Origin of the sequence: Nevskia soli, assembly GCF_903970205.1 — a bacterium.
In the GTDB taxonomy this organism is placed as follows: Bacteria; Acidobacteriota; Terriglobia; order Bryobacterales; family Bryobacteraceae; genus Bog-113.
Genome location: NZ_CAJCHS010000180.1, coordinates 1 through 18,512 on the forward strand (window position 1 = coordinate 1; position 18,512 = coordinate 18,512).

Annotated in this window: 16 protein-coding genes; 9 read left to right on the forward strand and 7 right to left on the reverse strand. The window is 60.5% G+C overall.

Going from position 1 to position 18,512, the window contains the following annotated elements:
* Positions 1 to 1,157 (reverse strand): heparinase II/III family protein (locus H1Y01_RS07995; RefSeq protein WP_180539915.1); only part of this gene is annotated, 1,157 nt, incomplete at its 3' end.
* 95 nt (positions 1,158 to 1,252) lie between these two features.
* On the opposite strand from H1Y01_RS07995, the gene asnB reads away from it, so the two are divergent.
* Both asnB and H1Y01_RS08005 read left to right on the forward strand, forming a co-directional pair.
* Complete coding sequence (gene asnB / locus H1Y01_RS08000; protein ID WP_180539916.1) at positions 1,253 to 3,148, forward strand: asparagine synthase (glutamine-hydrolyzing); 1,896 nt, start codon at positions 1,253 to 1,255, stop codon at positions 3,146 to 3,148.
* The gene (locus H1Y01_RS08005) at positions 3,145 to 4,062 is read left to right on the forward strand and encodes a glycosyltransferase family 2 protein (protein ID WP_180539917.1); all 918 of its coding nucleotides are present in this window, start codon (positions 3,145 to 3,147) and stop codon (positions 4,060 to 4,062) included. Before asnB ends, H1Y01_RS08005 begins: the two co-directional genes overlap by 4 nt.
* Before the next feature lie 34 nt (positions 4,063 to 4,096).
* Here the strand turns inward: H1Y01_RS08005 and H1Y01_RS08010 are convergent, their stop codons facing one another.
* The 3 genes from H1Y01_RS08010 to H1Y01_RS08020 are packed head-to-tail and all read right to left on the reverse strand — an operon-like array spanning position 4,097 to position 7,328.
* Positions 4,097 to 4,435 (reverse strand): hypothetical protein, encoded by a 339-nt coding sequence (locus H1Y01_RS08010; protein WP_180539918.1) that lies wholly within the window; start codon positions 4,433 to 4,435, stop codon positions 4,097 to 4,099.
* Positions 4,436 to 4,494: 59 nt separating this feature from the next.
* Positions 4,495 to 5,841, reverse strand: a complete 1,347-nt coding sequence (locus tag H1Y01_RS08015; protein WP_180539919.1) for a sugar transferase — start codon at positions 5,839 to 5,841, stop codon at positions 4,495 to 4,497.
* A 5-nt stretch (positions 5,842 to 5,846) separates the two neighbouring features.
* The gene (locus tag H1Y01_RS08020; protein WP_180539920.1) at positions 5,847 to 7,328 is read right to left on the reverse strand and encodes an MraY family glycosyltransferase; all 1,482 of its coding nucleotides are present in this window, start codon (positions 7,326 to 7,328) and stop codon (positions 5,847 to 5,849) included.
* Positions 7,329 to 7,517: 189 nt separating this feature from the next.
* Between H1Y01_RS08020 and H1Y01_RS08025 the strand changes: the two genes are divergently transcribed.
* The 7 genes from H1Y01_RS08025 (at position 7,518) to H1Y01_RS08055 (ending at position 16,158) form a co-directional block, all read left to right on the forward strand.
* Positions 7,518 to 8,687, forward strand: coding sequence for an acyl-CoA dehydrogenase family protein (locus H1Y01_RS08025; protein WP_180539921.1), 1,170 nt, complete (start codon positions 7,518 to 7,520; stop codon positions 8,685 to 8,687).
* The gene (locus tag H1Y01_RS08030) at positions 8,617 to 10,722 is read left to right on the forward strand and encodes a fused MFS/spermidine synthase (protein ID WP_180539922.1); all 2,106 of its coding nucleotides are present in this window, start codon (positions 8,617 to 8,619) and stop codon (positions 10,720 to 10,722) included. Before H1Y01_RS08025 ends, H1Y01_RS08030 begins: the two co-directional genes overlap by 71 nt.
* A gap of 148 nt (positions 10,723 to 10,870) precedes the next feature.
* Positions 10,871 to 11,782, forward strand: coding sequence for a hypothetical protein (locus tag H1Y01_RS08035; RefSeq protein WP_180539923.1), 912 nt, complete (start codon positions 10,871 to 10,873; stop codon positions 11,780 to 11,782).
* 76 nt (positions 11,783 to 11,858) lie between these two features.
* Positions 11,859 to 13,292, forward strand: coding sequence for a UDP-glucose dehydrogenase family protein (locus H1Y01_RS08040; RefSeq protein ID WP_180539924.1), 1,434 nt, complete (start codon positions 11,859 to 11,861; stop codon positions 13,290 to 13,292).
* 50 nt (positions 13,293 to 13,342) lie between these two features.
* On the forward strand, positions 13,343 to 14,926 hold the full coding sequence (gene folP / locus H1Y01_RS19490) for a dihydropteroate synthase (protein ID WP_219341378.1): 1,584 nt from the start codon (positions 13,343 to 13,345) through the stop codon (positions 14,924 to 14,926).
* A gap of 12 nt (positions 14,927 to 14,938) precedes the next feature.
* Positions 14,939 to 15,775, forward strand: coding sequence for a sulfite exporter TauE/SafE family protein (locus tag H1Y01_RS08050; RefSeq protein WP_180539925.1), 837 nt, complete (start codon positions 14,939 to 14,941; stop codon positions 15,773 to 15,775).
* On the forward strand, positions 15,772 to 16,158 hold the full coding sequence (locus tag H1Y01_RS08055) for a DUF1634 domain-containing protein (RefSeq protein ID WP_180539926.1): 387 nt from the start codon (positions 15,772 to 15,774) through the stop codon (positions 16,156 to 16,158). Before H1Y01_RS08050 ends, H1Y01_RS08055 begins: the two co-directional genes overlap by 4 nt.
* A 540-nt stretch (positions 16,159 to 16,698) precedes the next feature.
* On the opposite strand, the gene H1Y01_RS08060 is transcribed toward H1Y01_RS08055, so the two are convergent.
* The 3 genes from H1Y01_RS08060 to H1Y01_RS08070 all read right to left on the reverse strand — a co-directional run.
* Positions 16,699 to 17,511, reverse strand: coding sequence for an ABC transporter permease (locus H1Y01_RS08060; RefSeq protein WP_180539927.1), 813 nt, complete (start codon positions 17,509 to 17,511; stop codon positions 16,699 to 16,701).
* A gap of 2 nt (positions 17,512 to 17,513) precedes the next feature.
* On the reverse strand, positions 17,514 to 18,065 hold the full coding sequence (locus tag H1Y01_RS08065; protein ID WP_180539928.1) for a hypothetical protein: 552 nt from the start codon (positions 18,063 to 18,065) through the stop codon (positions 17,514 to 17,516).
* Between the two features lie 24 nt (positions 18,066 to 18,089).
* On the reverse strand, positions 18,090 to 18,512 hold a 423-nt coding region (locus H1Y01_RS08070; RefSeq protein WP_180539929.1), incomplete at its 5' end, for a zinc-binding dehydrogenase.

Below are 18,512 nucleotides of genomic sequence, written 5' to 3' on the forward strand. Positions count from 1 at the left end.
AAGGTTACTCTCGCCGCCCCGCGCCGAAACACAGTAAGTCCGCTACTCGCCCAATGCTCGCTCAAGTCGGGCAGCGACTGTTCGTGGAGTGTAGCCGGTCCGATCCACCAAATACCTTGCTCACTAAGATCGGCTTGGCGCGCAGAGAGTCCGGCAGCGGGAAACAAAGTCGCGCAGGTAGCGAGGGTGGCGTTCGCGAATCGGTTGCGCTCCCCATACGGATGAAAGAACCGCCCGCCGTCATCGTCGCCGATCACCGGAATTGCACGCTCTGAATCGAGTAAACTCTCCAGCAACTTGGCCATTCGCATCAGCGTAGGTTCGTAAGCCGCCGGACGGCCGGCAAGTAAGTAATGGAACAGAAACATATCGAGCGCATACAAATGATAGTAAGTCGACCGCTCGAAATGAAAGCCATCCGCCTCAATCTGAGCTATAAACTGGCGACTTACAATTGCAGCGCCTTGCCTACGCCAGCTGTCCCGCCCCAACACAATGCCGAGCGCGTGCAGCGCGACACCTTCGCCTAGTATGTGGGTATTCGGAGCAAAGTAAGTCGATAAGTTATGCCGGATCGCAACACCATGCTGGAATAATCCAGTGCCGAGTAACTCCCGCGTCGCCCCGCTGAGTGCAGAGCCGCAAAGGTGCAACACCCACATGCACGACAGGGCGCGAAATGCAACTTCAAGAGCACTGGCCCAGTTGACCGATCGAACAAACGGATTCTGCTCTTGCCATGAAATCAAATCCGCTTCAATGCGTTCAATCGCCCTTCGCTCCCCAAACAAAACCCAATACTGCGCCAGCGCGACCAGATGCTGATGCCGGTTGATTTCCCAAATGTACTTATGATCGCCGGATACGGCGAAATCGAGGAACGGGATTCGCCGGAACCAGCGAATTGGGTTCGATACTCCGTTTTGATAATCCCGGCTCCAGTCGATCTCGGGCGGCAGCGCAAGAGTCTGATCGAAAACAGGCATCTCACGTCGCAAGATAGCTTCCGCGATGTTCCTGAGACTTGCGGCATAAGGCGTGTCCCGCAACGCCGCCGCGACAACGAGAGGATCCGGCAGTGGGAGCGAGTTCAGTTCGCCTTCGAACCGCGGGGCCGGAAGAATGCGATCCCAGGCACTTGCGGCTTGCTGATGCACTCGAAAAGCAAGCTCGCGGACGGAACGCTGCCTCACGACGACGGGGGTAGATGCGGCGCCATCGAACCCAAAGTAGCATAGGGATTGGACTTAGCATGTGCGGCATAGCGGGTTATCTCAACAGGCAAGGCGCGGCGAACGCCGATTTGCTCCGCGACATGTGCGACGTACTCCGCCATCGCGGACCTGATGACGCCGGTTATCTCACCGACGGCCGGGCCGCAATCGGCATGCGGCGCTTAAGCATTATCGACCTCAACACCGGCCATCAGCCCATCTCCAACGAGGACGGCACCATCTGGACGGTTTTCAACGGCGAGATCTATAACTTCGCGGAGCTTCGCGAGCAGCTCGAGTCCCGCGGTCATTGTTTCCGCACCCGCACCGATACCGAGGTGCTGGTCCATCTCTATGAGGAAGAGGGCGCGGCCGGTGTCGCGCGCCTGCGCGGGATGTTCGCCTACGCGATTTGGGATAGCCGCGCCAAGAAGCTGATCCTGGCACGCGATCGCCTGGGCAAAAAGCCGCTGCACTACGCCGCGCTACCCGGCAGGTTTCTCTTCGGCAGCGAACTGAAGGCTCTGCGCATCGCCGGGCTTCCGACCGATGTCGATGAACAAGCGCTCCGCCTCTACTTCCAGTTCGGCTGGATTCCCGACCCCTGGACGATCTTCCGCCACGCACGAAAGCTGCCGCCCGGCTGCTGGCTCGAAGTCGATTCCAGCGGAAAGCACCGCATCGAGCGCTATTGGTCGTATCCCGTACCGGAGCGCACCGTCGATTCGCGCGTCTCCCAACCCGAAATGCGCAATCGCATCCGCGACAAAGTCGACGAGAGTGTCCGCATCCGCATGGTCGCCGATGTTCCTCTCGGCGCATTCCTCAGCGGCGGGATCGATTCGAGCGTAGTCGTCGCGTCCATGGCGCTCCAGTCCAGCGCGCCCATAAAGACATTCTCGATCGGCTTCGAGGAAGCGGAGTACAACGAGCTGGGCTACGCGCGTCTGGTTGCCGACCGCTACCAAACGGACCACCACGAGATCATCGTTCGCCCTAACGCCATCGATCTCGTTGAGAAGCTGGTGCGGCAATTCGATGAACCTTTCGGTGACTCGAGCGCGATCCCGACTTTCATCGTCTCCGAGTTCGCGCGGAAGCACGTCAAGGTCGCCCTCAGCGGGGACGGCGGCGACGAGCTTTTCGGCGGTTACGAGATCTTCCAGGACGCGCCGCGTTTAGAAGGCTACGGACGCATTCCTTCCGCGGCGCGATCGGCCGCCGCACAGCTTGCCCGATTGCTGCCCTACGACGCCCGCGGCAAGAACTACCTTCATATGTTGAGCCGTCCCTCGGCTCGCGCGCGCTACTTCGAAAGCAATTATGCGCCGTATCAGATGCGGAAACACCTGATCGCGGCGGAGTGGATGCTCGATGAAGATTACTCCTACCTTGCGGAGTTCAGCGCTCAGTTCAGCGACTGCGTCGCTCCCGCCGGCTCGGATCTATTGACGGAAATGCTCTACTTCGAAGCGACGGCGAAACTCTCCGGCGATATGCTCGTCAAGGTCGATCGCATGTCGATGCTGGCATCGCTCGAAGTGCGCTGTCCACTGCTCGACCATGAGCTGGCGGAACTCTCCTCACAGGTTCCGAACGCCTGGAAGATTCGCGGGCGGCAAGGGAAGGCGATCCTGATCGATGCCATGGCCGACCGTCTTCCGCCGGAACTGCTGCACCGCTCGAAGATGGGCTTCGCCGTCCCGCTTTCGCCTTGGATGCGCGGACCGCTGCGCGACATGCTGCACGACCATCTGACCGGGAGTCCGTTCACCGATCGCGGCATTGTCAACGCGCCGTTCGTCCGCCAGTTGCTTGAGGAGCACCAATCCGGACGCCGCGACAACCGCACGTGGCTGTGGTCGCTGCTGGTGCTCGAGATGTGGTTCCGCGAAGTAGCCGCTCCCGCGGCCGCACCGGCCGTTTGCGGATGAACCCGGCTCCGCCAGTCGTCGGCGAACACGTCTGCGCCGTTGTGGTCACCTTCAACCGCAAGCTGCTCCTGCGGACCTGCCTCGAATCGCTGCTCGCGCAAACCCGCCCGATCGATCACATCCTGATCATCAACAACGCGAGTTCGGACGGAACGGAAGCACTGCTCGCCGAAGAGTTTCCACAGCTTGAAGTCGTCCACATGGGCGCGAATACGGGCGGCGCCGGCGGCTTTCACGAAGGCATGAAGCGCGCCCTTGAAGCCGGCTACGACTGGGTCTGGGTGATGGATGACGACATCCGCATGCGTCCCGACGCGCTCGAAGTGATGCTGGGGTATGGACATCTGGCGGATCTCATCCAGTGCCGCAAGCTCGTCAACGGGCAGGTGCTCGTCTGGGAAGCGATCTGGGATGCGAACGCCTGCGCCGCCATGACTTACACCCGCGAGGCCTCCTTCGATAACGGCCGCGACTGGACCAGCATCTCCTATTGCTGTTTCGAGGGTGTTCTCATCCGCCGCGCTTTGATCGAGCGCGCCGGCTTACCGGATACCCGCTACTTTGTCATCGGCGACGACACCACCTATGGGTTCATTGCCTCGCAGCACGGTCACCTGATCTATATCCGCTACGCCGGTGTGGAGAAGGCGGCCGGTCAGAAAGCCGTTCGGTCTCGCATGCTCTTCTATCTCGGGGTCCGCAACCGCTTCCTCACGTACGAGACGTTCAAGAACTGTGGCGTTCCCGTGAATCGCAACTTATTCCTCATGCACCAGCTGTACTTCGTCTTCTCTTCCTGCGCCGAGATACTGAGAGATCCGAAACTCCGGAACTGGCCGAATCTGAAAGCTCCGGTGCAAGGCTTCGTCCATGGATTGCAGAACCGGTTCGGCAAGCCGTATTGGATCGCCTGAGCATCGCCTCGGCATCGCCTCAGCAATGCAGAGCCTAGACCAAAACCCTCTCGCGCTTCTCGGTTTGGGATTGGGTTGTCGGTTGAATCTCCGGGTGCATCGTCTGGTGGCCAAGAGCCTGCTGCATGTTCGCGAGCTGGATTGAAAATCCGGCTTTGGCTTCCGCCGAAATCGGTTGGCTTGCACTCATGACGCTATGCCCGGCGACCGCCTGATCGATCTCGTCCCAGGCGGACTGCAGCGCGAGCAGATCCGCAACAAACGTCTTGCGCTGTTTCACCCAGCCTATCTTGCGATTATGCCGGGCAAACAAGCCAAGCATCGTAATGGCGGCGATCGCGCAGAGGTAAAGAGCGGCAAGGTTCAACGTCATGTGACCCCTATCGTCGGAACGCCGCCGCGACTTTAGGGTCGTGCTCACACCTTGGGAAATCAGGCGAAACTGAGCATCTGCCGAAGCTGATGCAGCAGGATGTAAGCGTCCAGGGACAGCGACATGTGCTTCAGGTAATAGAGGTCATACTCGAGGGACCTCAGAGCGTCGGCCGGGTGGTCCCGCTCGCTCATATTGATCTGGCCCCAACCCGTCAAACCCGGTTTCAGGGTGTACCGCTGCTGGAAAAACGGGATATGCCGTTCGAGTTCATGCGAGATTTCCGGGCGGCACGGGCGCGGTCCCACCAGCGACATCTCGCCCCGGGATAGGTTCAGGAGCGCGGGCAAAAGTTCGAGGTGCGTGCGGCGCAGCATACGCCCGATCCGCGTCGTCACCACGCGGCCGGAACCCGCGTCTACTCGCGTCGTCCGGAACCGGTGCATCTGAAAGGGAATGCCGCGATAGCCGACGCACGGGGTTGAATCGAGCACGCCGCCATGGGTGGAAATCTTGACCGCAATCGCCAACACGAGCAGCAGCGGGATCAGCACCACCATCCCCACCAACGCCATTACATTCAGATAGATGGACTGAAGCGCCAGACTGCCGGGCCGATGCACCATCGTCTGGTCGAAGATATAGTGCGCCGGACGGAACTCGGAAGAACAGATTCGGGAACACAGCACTTCGTACATGCGCGCGCCTTCCTCGATCAGCACTCCCCGGTCGCGCAGCGTCAGCAGTTCTTCGAGCGGCAATCCCCCCTCGCGGCGGTCGGAACAGGCAACGACGACGCGGTCCGGCTTCAGTTCCGCTACCAGAGCGGGCAGCTGCTCGAACGGTCCCAAATAAGCCGCGGCAATCACATCAGCCGGAACCGGCTCGCCGACATAGCCAATGAGGCAGAATCCGCGTTCGGGGCGATCTTCAACGCCATGCACCAGTTCCTGCGCCAGCAAATCGTTGCCGACCAGGATGATGTTCTGCCGTCCGAAAAGCTTCCAAAGAAAGCCGCTATAAGCGAGACGCCACAGCAGCAGCGCCGGGAAGCATAGAAACGTTCCGAGGAGCACCGTCCGGCGGGGGAGAGCCAGATCGGGGCTCATGTAAGCGCACAGCGTTTGCAGAACCAGAGAAAGCCCCAGAACGTGCGAAAGCTGAAGCACCAGGGCGACGCGTGAAGCGACCCGCAACGTCGTATAAAGTTGATTGAAATAAAGGCCGATCAGGACGGTGAACACGGCGAGGAGCACCTGCAACCAGCCGCGCGAGTCGGTCATGTAGATCGGCGCCATGGGGCCGAGCAGCATGTACAGGGATCCCGCGAACACGGCTCCGGTGATCAGGAAATCGAAAATCAGCACCGCCGTGCTCTGGGCGGGCATCAGCGAGAGAAGCCGCATGCGGACTAAATCGCGGTGGGACTAGCCAGGGCGCTCACCGATTCACGCGACCGTCCGCGCTCGGCTGCGGTCAGCTCACGGAGCTTGACGTCGAAAGACCCGTGTACGGCGTCTACGAACGAACCGACGACGGCGGACGAAATCAGCGTGCCGAATGGGCGCGCGAATTCAGCGTAGCCGAAACCCGAAAGCGGAATGTGAACGCTCCATTGCGAATTCCCACCGGGATTTTCGACGTGAGCCAACTCGGAAGTGAATACCTGTTGATTCTCCAGATTGAGCCGCGCGTTGATAAACCCGCAGCGCTCAGCCGTACCCACCAGCAACTTCCAGCAGTCTTCGACGGTGGTTGCCTTCGCGATCTCACGCTCGAAGCTATGCAGCTCAAGCTGCACCTTGAGCGTCCGCTGGAAATCGCCGCTGAACAGCATCTTGCCCGCGACCGAGAATTCCGCGTATCCAAGATACTGAATGCCGATCCAAGCCACGGCGCAAAAGATGATCGTGATCAATCCGCTCAAGCGGTTGTTGCGAACCGTGCTCTGGAGCAGCGAAAAACACGCGACCAGACTGCAAACTCCATACACCACCAAAACGGCGCGGCGCGGCGTCAGACCCCGGTCGAGCAGCTTGTGGTGGATGTGTCCGCGATCCGGAGAGAAAATCGGCTGCCGCTTTAAAGCCCGCCGCACAATGCAGAGGCAAGTATCGAGCAATGGAATGGACAGCGCCATCAGCGGCGCGGTCATTCCAAGCAGAGTAGCCGACTTTTGGGTCCAGATGATACCGAAACAGCCCAGCAGGAAGCCCATCGAGAGGCTGCCGGAATCGCCCAAAAAGATGGTGGCGGGATTGAAGTTGTAGCACAGAAATCCCAGCAGACATCCGGCTAGCGGAATTGTCGCGAGAGCCAGCGCCGGACTCTGATGCACCAGAGCTGCAATGAAGATGGTGAGTGTGGAGAACAGACCGATGCCGCCCGCCAGGCCGTCCATCCCGTCCACCAGATTAAACGCATTCGTGCAAACCAGGAGCCAAAGGACCGTCGCCGGATAACTCCACCAGTCCTCGGTGGCGACACCCACCACAATCAAAACGCGGATTCCAGCGAAATACGCAATCGTTGCACCGCAGAATTGCCCAATCAGCTTCTGCCAGGGCTTTAGGCCGAAAAGGTCGTCGATCACGCCGGTAGCGAAGATCACCCCGGCCGCCGGCAACAGGCGCCAGACCAGATACAGATTGCTGCGCAAGAGCGAACCGGCGGGCGCAGGCGCGAGCAGAAAAGCCGCCGTATACGAGATCGCAATCGCGATCCCACCGACGCGCGGGATGGGATATTTGTGGATTTTGCGGCCGAGATCCGGCGCATCCACTACGTCGTACGACCGGAAAATATCACGCAGAATGGGAGTAAGAATCAGGGACAACAGAAAAGCGATGCCGCCGAGCCACAGCAGAGAGCTAATGATCGCTTTGATATCCATTGACTTAAGGGCGCGCCGCTTCCTGCACTTCTAGTGATATCGGCAGGCCTAATTCTCGATTATAGGGGTAAATCTCCAGGTTAGAACCGGGTTATGCGAGGCACTTTGTAAGACCGGTACCAGCCAAAAATACCAGAACCGCCCGGCGAACCCCGATTGGTACGATTATGTTCGGATATCTCACTGTATATGGCCAGCAAGAGCTTCACGGACTACCTCCTGATCGATTCCCAGTTTGACGAGCAGGAAAAACTCGTGCGTCAGACGACCCGCGATTTCGTCGACGCCGAAGTTTTACCCGTGATACGCGAGGCTTACCGGGACGCGGCCTTCCCCACCCAGTTGATTCCGGAGATGGGGCGCCTGGGGTTCTTCGGGGCCAATCTCGAGGGCTACGGATGCGCGGGCATGAGCAACGTCGAGTACGGCCTGATCATGCAGGAGATTGAGCGCGGCGATTCCGGGCTGCGCAGTTTCGTTTCCGTACAGGGCGCGCTGGTCATGTTCCCGATCTGGAAGTTCGGGTCCGAAGAGCAGAAGCAGCAGTGGCTGCCGCGCCTGCAATCCGGTGAGGCGATCGGCTGTTTCGGCCTTACCGAACCGGACTTCGGGTCGAACCCCGCCGGCATGCGCACCACGGCGGTTCGAGACGGCCAGCACTGGGTGCTGAACGGGGAGAAGACGTGGATCACCAGCGGATCGCTGGCCGACGTCGCGATCGTCTGGGCACGTACCGCGGACGGCATCCGCGGGTTCCTGGTGGAGAAAGGGACGCCCGGCTACACGACATCCGATATCCACGGGAAAATGTCCATGCGCGCTTCCGTTACCTCGAGCCTGGCCTTTGCCGATTGCCGCATTCCGTGCTGCAACATGTTCCCGGAAATCAAAGGTTTGAAGGGGCCGCTAGCCTGTCTGTCGCAGGCGCGATTCGGCATCGGCTGGGGCGTTCTCGGAGCCGCGATGGATTGTTTCGAAACCGCGCGCGAGTACACGGTCACGCGGAAGCAGTTCGACGATCGCCCGCTCGCGTCGCATCAGCTGGTACAGGAAAAGCTGGCCAACATGATCACCGAGATCACCAAAGCCCAACTGCTGGCGCTCCACTGCGGCCGCTTGAAGGACAAAGGCCAGCTCGAACCCGCCCATATTTCGATGCTGAAGCGCAACAACGTCGCCATCGCGCTCGATGCGGCTCGGGATGCGCGCGACCTGTTGGGCGCCAATGGCATCACCGAGGAGTATCCTGTAATGCGCCACCTGTGCAACCTGGAAACCGTGAAGACTTATGAGGGAACCGATCACATCCACACGCTCGTCATCGGCGAGCGAGTCACCGGCGTTCCCGCTTACCGCTGACACGAAGGCTTCAGCGCTCTTCTATGCGCTGACCATCTTCCTCAGCGCGTTCCTGCTGTTCCAGGTGCAGCCCCTGGTCGCTCGTGAGATTCTGCCCTGGTTCGGCGGATCGGCGGCGGTCTGGACCACCTGCATGCTTTTTTTCCAGATGGTCTTACTCGCCGGTTACGCGTACGCGCATTACCTGACGACCGCCCGCCATGCGCGCTGGATCCATTGCGGCGTGCTCCTCCTGACCCTCGCGGCGCTTCCGATTATCCCCTCGCCGATCTGGAAACCGCTGGATGGCTCGCTGCCGCTATTGCGCATTCTCGGCCTGCTGGTACTTACCGTCGGCGCGCCGTACTTCGTACTCGCCTCCACCAGTCCGCTGCTGCAGACCTGGTATTTCCGAGCGCGCGGACGCGGCGTTCCTTACCGCTTCTTCGCCCTCTCGAATCTCGGTTCCATGCTGGCTTTGTTAACTTACCCGGTCGTGGTCGAGCCGCACATCGCGCTACGCAGGCAGGCATGGATCTGGTCGGGCGGGTATGTCGTGTTTGGGGTGCTTTGTTTCGCGCTGGCGAGAAAGTCGAGATCCGTCCAACGGGAGGCCGAGGCCGAAGCTGCCCCGATTACCGCGGGCACCCGCACCTTGTGGCTTCTACTTTCAGGCTGCGCGTCGGCGCTGCTGCTGGCGGTCACCAATCACATCACTCAAAACATCGCTGCGATTCCATTTCTCTGGATTCTGCCGCTCGCGCTGTATCTGCTGAGCTTCATCCTATGCTTCGATAACCCGCGCTGGTATGTGCGCAAACTGTTTCTCGGACTCTTTGCCGCCGCGATCGGCGCGATGGCCTATGGCAGCGCCGGCTCGATCGTAATCGAAAAAGCCCGCGTGCTGATTCCGATCTTCTGCGCCGGTCTGTTTATCGCCTGTATGGTGCTGCATGGCGAACTGGCGCGCCGCAAACCCGCGCCGCAGCGGCTCACTTCGTTCTATCTGACAATCGCGCTCGGCGGCGCTCTCGGGGGCCTCTTCGTCGCGGCATTCGCTCCTATCGTGTTCCCCGGCTTGATCGAGTTCCCGATTTTGTTAGTGGCCGCTCCCACGATCGTACTTTTCGCGTTGCTTGACGGCCGGCCGCGCGAAGCGCGCACCACGCGCGAGGAGCTGGCGAAATCGCAGTTCTGGTCCCTGTGGGTGATGGGCGTGATCGCGACCGGGCTGGTCGCGTTCTTTGTTGGCTGGAAAGAGTATAAGTTCCTGACCGCGGCCCGCTTACTGGCGCGTAACTTCTACGGCGCTCTGCGCGTTTCGGATGATGAGGCGGCGGGAATTCGCGAGCTGGCCCACGGCACCATCGATCACGGCGAACAATTCTTAGATCCCGTGCGCCGTCATAACCCGATCACTTACTACGCGCCGGCGACAGGAGTCGGGATGCTCATGACCGATCTCCAGAAGCGCGGGCCGGTACGCCTGGGAGTCGTCGGCCTCGGCGCGGGGACGATGGCGGCCTGGGGACGGCCGGGCGATACGGTTCGCTTCTACGAAATCAATCCGCTGGTACTCCGGATTGCGCGCACGCAGTTCACTTATCTGAGGGATTGTCCCGCAAAGGTTGATATTGTGCTCGGCGATGCGCGCTTGTCACTGGAACGCGAACCTTCGAATCAGTTCGACGTCTTAGCTGTAGACGCGTTCTCAGGCGACTCGATACCCGTGCATCTGTTGACTCGTGAAGCCTTGCGGACTTACTGGCGGCAGTTACAACCGAACGGCGTGCTGGCGATTCATGTGTCCAATAAGTATCTCGACTTATCCGCGCCACTGGCCTTGCTGGCCCGCGAGTTTCACCAGGAAGCGCATCTAATCGAAAGCGATCGCAACAATGTGACCCGGACGTTCGATTCGGATTGGGTCCTGATGGCGCCGCGTGCAACGGCGCGGTTCCCCTGGATGGATACAACGGATAGTCAGATTGATACGATACCGGGACTGCGGCCGTGGTCGGATGACTTTAGTAACTTGTGGCAGATATTGGATTAGAGTGGACATCGTCCAGTCGTTGCGATATGACGTGGCTTCTGAACCAAGAACCAAGAGTCCGGCCCTGTTGAACGGGGGCTAACTTCAAATCGACCCCCTATCCGGTCATTCCTGATTCTACCGTCCGATAATAATCCACACCACCCAAATGCCCGTCCAAATCCAAAAAACCGCCTACGCCGGCTGGCCCAACTGCTACCGCATCTCCAACTCCGAAGTCGACCTCATCGTCACCGGCGACATCGGCCCGCGCATTATGCGTTACGGCTTCATCGGCGAGCAGAATCTCTTTAAGGAATATCCCGAAACCCTCGGACAGTCCGGCGAACCCGAATGGATCATCCGCGGCGGCCATCGGATCTGGACCGCCCCCGAGCAGCAGCCCCGCACCTACGCGCCCGACAACAGCCCGGTCGCCATCGAAATCGCGGGCAATACCCTGATCGCCACCCAGCCCGTCGAGCCCACCACCGGCATCGAGAAGAAAATCATCGTGGATCTCGAACCCTCCGGCGCCCAGGTCCGCGTCACCCACCAACTCCGCAACACTCTCGCCTGGACCATCGAACTCGCCCCCTGGGCGCTCAGCATCATGGCCCAGAACGGCATCGCCATCACCGGCTTTCCCCCGCGCGGCAAGCATCCCGACGTGCTTCCTCCGTCAAATCCCCTCGTCATGTGGGCTTTCACCGACCTCACCGATCCGCGCTGGACCTTCACCCGCAAATATCTACTGCTTCGCCAGGATCCCCACAGTCCAGAACCCACCAAACTCGGCCATTTCAACCCGCACACCTGGGGCGCTTACCTCTTAAACGGCCACTTATTCCTCAAGCAGACCTACGCTGACCCCACGAAGACTTATCCCGATATGGGCTGCTCGTTCGAGACCTTCACCCGCCACGACATGCTCGAACTTGAAACTCTCGGCCCTCTGCAAAACGTGGAGCCCGGCGCTTTCGCCGAACATATCGAGTATTGGTCCCTTCACAAGCCGTTACCTTTTGTAAATTATTCCGATACGGAATTGGATCGACTAATACTTCCTCTTCTCGAATGAAAACCCATTTGGCCGCTATAATTACAGTACGTTCACGCGCTCCACGGACGAGTTGCGAACGGGGAGATTACCGCCTATGCGCGTCACTGTAATCGGAACCGGATACGTCGGAACCGTAACAGGCGTCTGCCTGGCCTATCTAGGACACAAAGTGACTTGCGTCGACACCGACGAAGCCAAGGTCCGCCGTCTGCAGAATCACGACATTCCGATCTACGAGCCTGGTTTGGCTGAACTCCTCGTGCTCGCCGAGCAGGAGGGCGGAATCGACTTCACAGCCCATCTCGCCCCCGCCGTCCGCGAAAGCGATGTCATCTTTATCGCGGTCGGCACACCGCCCCTTCCCACCGGTGAAGCGAATTTGACGTACCTGGAGGCTGCGGCCCGCAGCGTCGGCGCCGCGATGGATTCTTCGCGCTTCCGCGTCATCGTTAACAAATCCACCGTTCCCGTGGGCTGCGGCAATCTCGTCGAAACGCTCGTCCGCGAAGGCATTCGCGAGCAAAGTCCTTGGAAGGAGCGCGAAATCGGTTTCGGAATCGCCAGCAATCCTGAATTCCTCCGGGAAGGTTCCGCCATCGCCGATTCTCTTTTCCCCGATCGCATCGTTCTCGGCGGTCAGGATGAGCGCACCCTGAATCACTTGCACGATCTCTACGCGCCGCTCGTCTCGCAACAATTCCCCGCGCCGCCGTTCTGCCCGCGGCCGGCCAAGTTCCGCATGCCGGTTCCGGTGGTCACCACCACGCTCACCAGTGCGGAAATGATCAAGTACGCCGCCAACGCTTTCCTCGCCATGAAGATCGGTTTCGCCAACGAAATCGCCAATATCTGCGAAAAAGTGGATGCCGACGCTCCCGAAGTCATGACCGGCATTGGGCTCGATTCGCGCATCGGCACCGCCTTCCTCAACGCCGGAATCGGCTGGGGCGGCTCGTGTTTCGGCAAGGACGTTCAATCGCTCATGCACATTGCGGGCGATTACGGATACCAGGCGCGTCTTCTGGAAGCCTCGCTCGCCGTTAACCGCCTGCAGCGCCAACTCGTCATTCAGAAACTTCAGGAGAAGCTCTACATTCTGAAGGGCCGCACCATCGCCCTGCTCGGTCTCGCTTTCAAGCCCAACACGGACGATCTGCGTGACGCTCCCAGCCTGCAGATCATCGAGCGCCTGCTCCAGATGGGCGCCCGCATCCGCGCGTACGACCCTATCGCGATGGACGTCTGCCGCGAACACAATAGCCATTTGAAAATCTGCTATTGCGATTCCGCCCTGCACGCTGCCGAGAATGCCGATGCCCTGGTCCTGGTGACCGAATGGCCCGAGTTCGCCAAGCTCGATCTCGAAGAGGTCTCCAACTGCATGGCGCAGCCTATCTTGGTCGACGGCCGCAATCTTTTCGATCCGCAAATCGCTCGCGCCGCCGGCTTCGACTATACCGGAATCGGACGCACCGAACCTCGCGTCAACACCCGCCGCACGCCGGTACCCGTCGCCCTCGCCCGCTAACGGCCCACCGCGTGCCACACTAGAGAGTCCCTGGAAAGCCAGTCTCTCTAATGCCGCGCCGTATCTACACTTGGAAATTACGCAACCGCGAACTCGCCCTCGGCGATCGCACTCTCATCATGGGCGTCCTCAACGTCACGCCCGATTCGTTCTCTGACGGCGGCAAATACCTTGACCCCGATCTCGCTTTCGCCCGCGCCATGCAGATGGAAGAGCAAGGCGCCGATATCATCGACATCGGCGGCGAGTCCACCAAACCCGGCGCTCAACCCGTCTCCGCGGAAGAAGAACTCCGCCGCATTGTTCCCGTTCTCAAGCGGCTGCGCGAGAAGCTCAGCATCCCGATTTCCGTCGATACCTACAAGGCCGAGACCGCCGAACGCGCCCTCGAACTCGGCGCCGAAATCATCAACGATCCCAGCGGTTTCACCTTCGATCCGCAGCTCGTTAAACCCGTCGTCCAGTTCAACGCCGGCGTTATTTTCAATCACATGCGCGGCCGTCCGGAAACCTGGTCGTCGCTCGGTCCTTTGACTGACGTCATGGGCGCCATCATGAAGGACCTCGAAGCTTCGGTAAGCCGCGCCCGCCGGGCCGGTGTCGATCGAAATCGCATCGTGGTCGATCCCGGCATCGGTTTTGGAAAGCGCCGCGAGCAGAATTCCGAGATCATCGCCCGCCTTGGTGAGATGACGAAACTCGAACTGCCGGTGCTGATCGGCCCCGCGCGCAAGTCGTTCCTCGCTCAGTCCACCGAGCGCGAAACGCAGTTCGCGACCGCCTCGGCCGTCGCTGCATCCATCATGGCCGGCGCGCATATCGTGCGCGTTCATGATGTCGAAGAGATGAGGGTGGTGGCCGCCGTAGCGGACGATATCCTTCGCTGCTACCAGCGCCGCGCCGATGAGGCTCAGGAGGCGACCCAAACCCAGGCTCCCCGACGCTCCCGCATCGCGATGGGAGGCGCTGAGACGGCACCCAGCTTCGGACCGCATCCGCCCGTGCGTCCGCCGGTAGCTCCTCCGCCCCCGGAAGAACGGCCACAAGCCGCCGCCGCTCCCGCGCCCGTTCGGGAAGAGAGACCGCCTTCGCCATACAAGAGCGAGCGTGGCCCGATCCGCCCTTCGCGTGAGGACCGGCCGCGCTCAGACCGTCCTCAAGGCGAGCGCCCACGCTTCGGAAAAGGTCCGCCGCGTCCGGGCTCCCGTCCTCAAGGCGACCGGCCGCGGTTCGATCGGGATAAGCCTCGTCCTCAAGGCGACCGTCCGCGCTTCGATCGGCCCCGCCCCTCGAACAGCGAGAATCGCCCGAGCGCCGGTGAACGGCCAAGCCGCCCCTATGGGGACCGCCCGCGTCCCGGCGGCGATCGTCCGCGGTTCAGTCAGGATCGCCCGCGCCCGAACGGCGACCGTCCCTTTCGTCCCGCAGGGGACCGCCCCCGTTTCGGTGTGGATCGACCCCCGCGTCCCACCGGTGATCGACCCCCGCGCCCCGAAGGTGATCGTCCGCGGTTCGACCGTCCGCGTCCCGCCGGTGACCGTCCTCGCACCGGTGGTCAGCGCCCCGGCCCCGATCGCGGCCGCCGTTCCGGTCCGCCCCGCACCTTTCGTCCCAAGCCTCGCGGCAAGGGCTAACCGTTCAACCGCGTGACCCTGCTCGATTTCACGCTGATCATCTGGCTCGCCTCCATGCTCGCCGGACTCCTCGGTGCTCTCACCGGGCTCGGCGGAGGTGTCGTTATCGTCCCGCTCCTGGCGGTCATCATGCACGTCGACCTGCGCTATGCCATGGGCGCATCTCTCGTCTCGGTGATCGCCACTTCGTCCGGAGCCGCCGCCGCTTATGTCCGTGAAGGCTTCTCCAACATCCGCATCGGCATGTTTCTCGAACTCGCTACCACCGCGGGAGCCCTGTTCGGCGCCTATCTTGCCGCGCATGTTCCTAAGTCCTGGATTGGCGTCATCTTCGGTCTTGTCTTACTCTTTTCAGCCTGGTCCGCGCGCCACCCGCCGCGCCGCCAATCGGAGAAAGTCGCGGTCGATAACTTAGCCGTGAAGCTACGCCTCAACGGCGAGTTTCCCGCGCCCGAAGGTCCGCGCCGCTATCAGGCAACCAACTTACCCGGCGGTTTCGGGCTCATGGGAGTGGCCGGGATACTCTCCGGACTGCTCGGCATTGGTTCCGGCGCGTTCAAAGTCCTCGCGATGGATCGCGTGATGAAGATCCCGTTCAAGGTATCGACGACTACCAGTAACTTCATGATCGGAGTTACCGCAGCCGCCAGCGCGGGACTCTACCTGCATCGCGGTTACATCGATCCCGGTCTGGCGATGCCCGTAATGCTCGGCGTCCTCATCGGTTCGCTCGTCGGCGCGAAACTCCTCGTCCACATGCAGGCCGCGACGCTGCGCCTGGTCTTCGCGCTGGTCATCGCGGCCCTCGGCGTTCAAATGATCTTTGAGGGAGTTACCGGACGCCTATGAAGCCCCCGTTCATTCCCACCGCTGAGCAGGACCAAAGTATAGACGTCACGATCAGTTACTTACTCCGTATCGGCGTGACTCTCTCGGCATTAGTCGTCGCCGTCGGTGGAGTCTGGTATTTGATCCAGCACGGCTCGAAACTTCCAAGCTACGCCCGCTTCGTCTCCCAGCCGAGCGACTTACTCTCGACGACCAGCACTCTGCGCGAAGCCGAGCATTTCGATAGTTCCGCGATCATCATGACCGGCCTGTTAATCCTGATCGCGACGCCGGTCCTGCGGGTCGCCTTCACCATATTCGCCTTCGCCCGCGAAAAGGACTGGACTTATGTCGCCGTCGCCGCGATCGTTCTAAGCATCCTGCTCTTCGGGCTCGCGCACTAACTCACATCCTGTAACTGAGCCGCGAGCGTGAGCGACCGGTGGGCTGACCTCAGAACACGTCCCCGACGAGAACTTGGATGGACTCGCCTTGGTCTCTAACGGACAGAACGGCTCAGAACTGATTACGGTAGATTACTAAATGTTGAAAACTCCCCCTCTCCCGCAAATCAGCCATTGAACGCTTGCCCGCGGCCGAAGCGGATATACCAACACTTGATGTTGAGAGGCTCGCTCTGACAGCGATGTCGACCTTCTTGTACACTGTCGCCGTTCCTGCGCCGCACATCTTGCAGGAAGCTCAGGATGTCCTTCGAGCGTGAGAGAGTAGCCCCGGCGGGCGCTCTCTTAGTTAGCAGCGCGTGTAATAACCGCTCAGTCGTCGTCGCGGCTCCCTCGAAAATAGCCCCCAACATGCACCGTGCCACCCGGCGAGGGTCCACGCGGCCGACAGCGGAGGACCCTCCCTTTCGGTCGGGCTCGGAGTGGGGATGTACGGTCCCTTTTCATTTTTGGTTGTGAACCGAAGGGCCATGCCGACCGTTACAGCACGTCAGCGAACCCGCGCTTCAGTTGCCGGAAAAACAGCCCTCCGCAAAGGAATACGGACACTCCCCACACCGCCGCCACGCTTAACTCCGATAAGCGCGGCCATCTCCCGGCCAGCAGGATATCGCGGTAAGCTCGAACCAAGGGAGTCAAAGGATTCGCCCAAAGTAAGAACCGGATCTTGCGCGGAAACTTCTCGGCCGAGATGAAGATCGGAGTCACCCAAAACCATAGCGTCAGAATCACGATTAGTATCTGCGCCGTATCCCGCAGATAAACCTGTAGCCCAGCGACAATCCAAGCCAGTCCCACGGCGAACAAGCCGAGCAGCAACACTAACAAGGGAAACGCCAGCAGCGCAGGACTCCCGCGATGCAGCAGCGCCGCTACACCCGCAATCGCCAGAACGACCGCAATGCAATGACTGGCCAGGGAGGAAAGGAAGATAGCCACCGGAACAATCTCGGAAGGGAACACCGTCTTCGTAATCAATGTCGATTGCTCGATCAGCGATGTCGCCGATCGCTGGACTGTCTCGCTGAACAGCAGCCATGGCAGCATCCCGGCGAACAGAAACAAGGGGAAGTTCTGGGTAGCTTCCCCGGGCCCAGGTGTCTGCTTCAAACAAACACTGAATACGAAGGTGTAACTGATCAGCAGCACGATGGGATGGATCACTCCCCAGATCCATCCCGCCACCGAGCCCTTATAGCGCATCGAAAAATCGCGCTTCACGAGGCCTGCCAGGAGCCCGCGCCGCTCCATCAGAATACGGGCGAAATGCCGGCCCGGAAAGCCTCGCGGCACTGTTACTTCGCGTCCCCGGCAGGAGGGGTATACCGCAACACTTTCGTCAAATCGATTCCGCGAATGATCCCGTTCGCGTAGTAAAACAGTCCAAACGAATCAATGGACGACATATCGGGAAAGATACAAGCTTCGAGAGTAGGGTCTGGCAAGTTGTTATTCACCCACCCGCCCCCGGCCGCATTAATGCCGCCGAATAAGTCAGACCCTCCCAGCTGTGAGCAATAACAAGACCCCGGATTCCCCTCGCAGCCGGAGTTCAGCGGTTCTTTCGCGTAGTAAGCCAGCACTGCGAGAGTCGGCTTCGTCGTCACTAACGTGTCCAGCAGAACATCGATCTGCGAGCCATCCGACTTAGACGTGTATTCGCAAAACTGTTTGGTCTGCGCCAACGGCAATGGCGTGCCGCCGTTGGTGTTATAAGTCGCCTGGCGGAACACTACTTTGCCGGTGCTGGCCGTGCAGTAGTCTTCAGCGGCATCCGCCCGCAAATGCGCGGCGCAAGCCAGAGTCAATAACGAAACAGAGATAGCAGTCGTGCGGAGATTTGGCATGCGGTCAATTATCTCTCAACGCGACTACGGCGTAATCAGAACCTTCCCCGCGCCGTCCCCGTACTGCTCAACCATGTCGAACGCCGCGCCAATCTGCGACATCGGCCGCTCGTGTGTGATCACGGGCGCAAACAGTTTGGCATGCCGCGCGAGCATCTCCAACGCCAGTTCCGATTCGTGGTTGGATCGCCGCACGCAATAGAGCGCAACCTCCTTCCGCCGCATCACATGCGGATTGAATCCGAACCTGACCTCCGAGTGGATTCCGGTCAGAATCACGGCGCCGCGATTCCGAACGCTCGCCATCGCCTGGTTCGTCGTCTCGCCCTTGGCCGCGCAGTCGTACGCCACGTCGACCCCGCGCCCGCCGGTCTCCCCGCGAATCTCGTGCGCCACATCCGCATTGGACGGGTCCATCGCGGCATCCGCGCCCAATGCGAGCGCCAT

Bases quoted from the DNA above. Each gene is read 5' to 3' on its own strand.
- asnB (WP_180539916.1), top strand. From the start codon at position 1,253: ATGTGCGGCATAGCGGGTTATCTCAACAGGCAAGGCGCGGCGAACGCC.
- H1Y01_RS08005 (WP_180539917.1), top strand. From the start codon at position 3,145: ATGAACCCGGCTCCGCCAGTCGTCGGCGAACACGTCTGCGCCGTTGTG.
- H1Y01_RS08010 (WP_180539918.1), bottom strand. From the start codon at position 4,435: ATGACGTTGAACCTTGCCGCTCTTTACCTCTGCGCGATCGCCGCCATT.
- H1Y01_RS08015 (WP_180539919.1), bottom strand. From the start codon at position 5,841: ATGCGGCTTCTCTCGCTGATGCCCGCCCAGAGCACGGCGGTGCTGATT.
- H1Y01_RS08020 (WP_180539920.1), bottom strand. From the start codon at position 7,328: ATGGATATCAAAGCGATCATTAGCTCTCTGCTGTGGCTCGGCGGCATC.
- H1Y01_RS08025 (WP_180539921.1), top strand. From the start codon at position 7,518: ATGGCCAGCAAGAGCTTCACGGACTACCTCCTGATCGATTCCCAGTTT.
- H1Y01_RS08030 (WP_180539922.1), top strand. From the start codon at position 8,617: ATGAGGGAACCGATCACATCCACACGCTCGTCATCGGCGAGCGAGTCA.
- H1Y01_RS08035 (WP_180539923.1), top strand. From the start codon at position 10,871: ATGCCCGTCCAAATCCAAAAAACCGCCTACGCCGGCTGGCCCAACTGC.
- H1Y01_RS08040 (WP_180539924.1), top strand. From the start codon at position 11,859: ATGCGCGTCACTGTAATCGGAACCGGATACGTCGGAACCGTAACAGGC.
- folP (WP_219341378.1), top strand. From the start codon at position 13,343: ATGCCGCGCCGTATCTACACTTGGAAATTACGCAACCGCGAACTCGCC.
- H1Y01_RS08055 (WP_180539926.1), top strand. From the start codon at position 15,772: ATGAAGCCCCCGTTCATTCCCACCGCTGAGCAGGACCAAAGTATAGAC.
- H1Y01_RS08065 (WP_180539928.1), bottom strand. From the start codon at position 18,065: ATGCCAAATCTCCGCACGACTGCTATCTCTGTTTCGTTATTGACTCTG.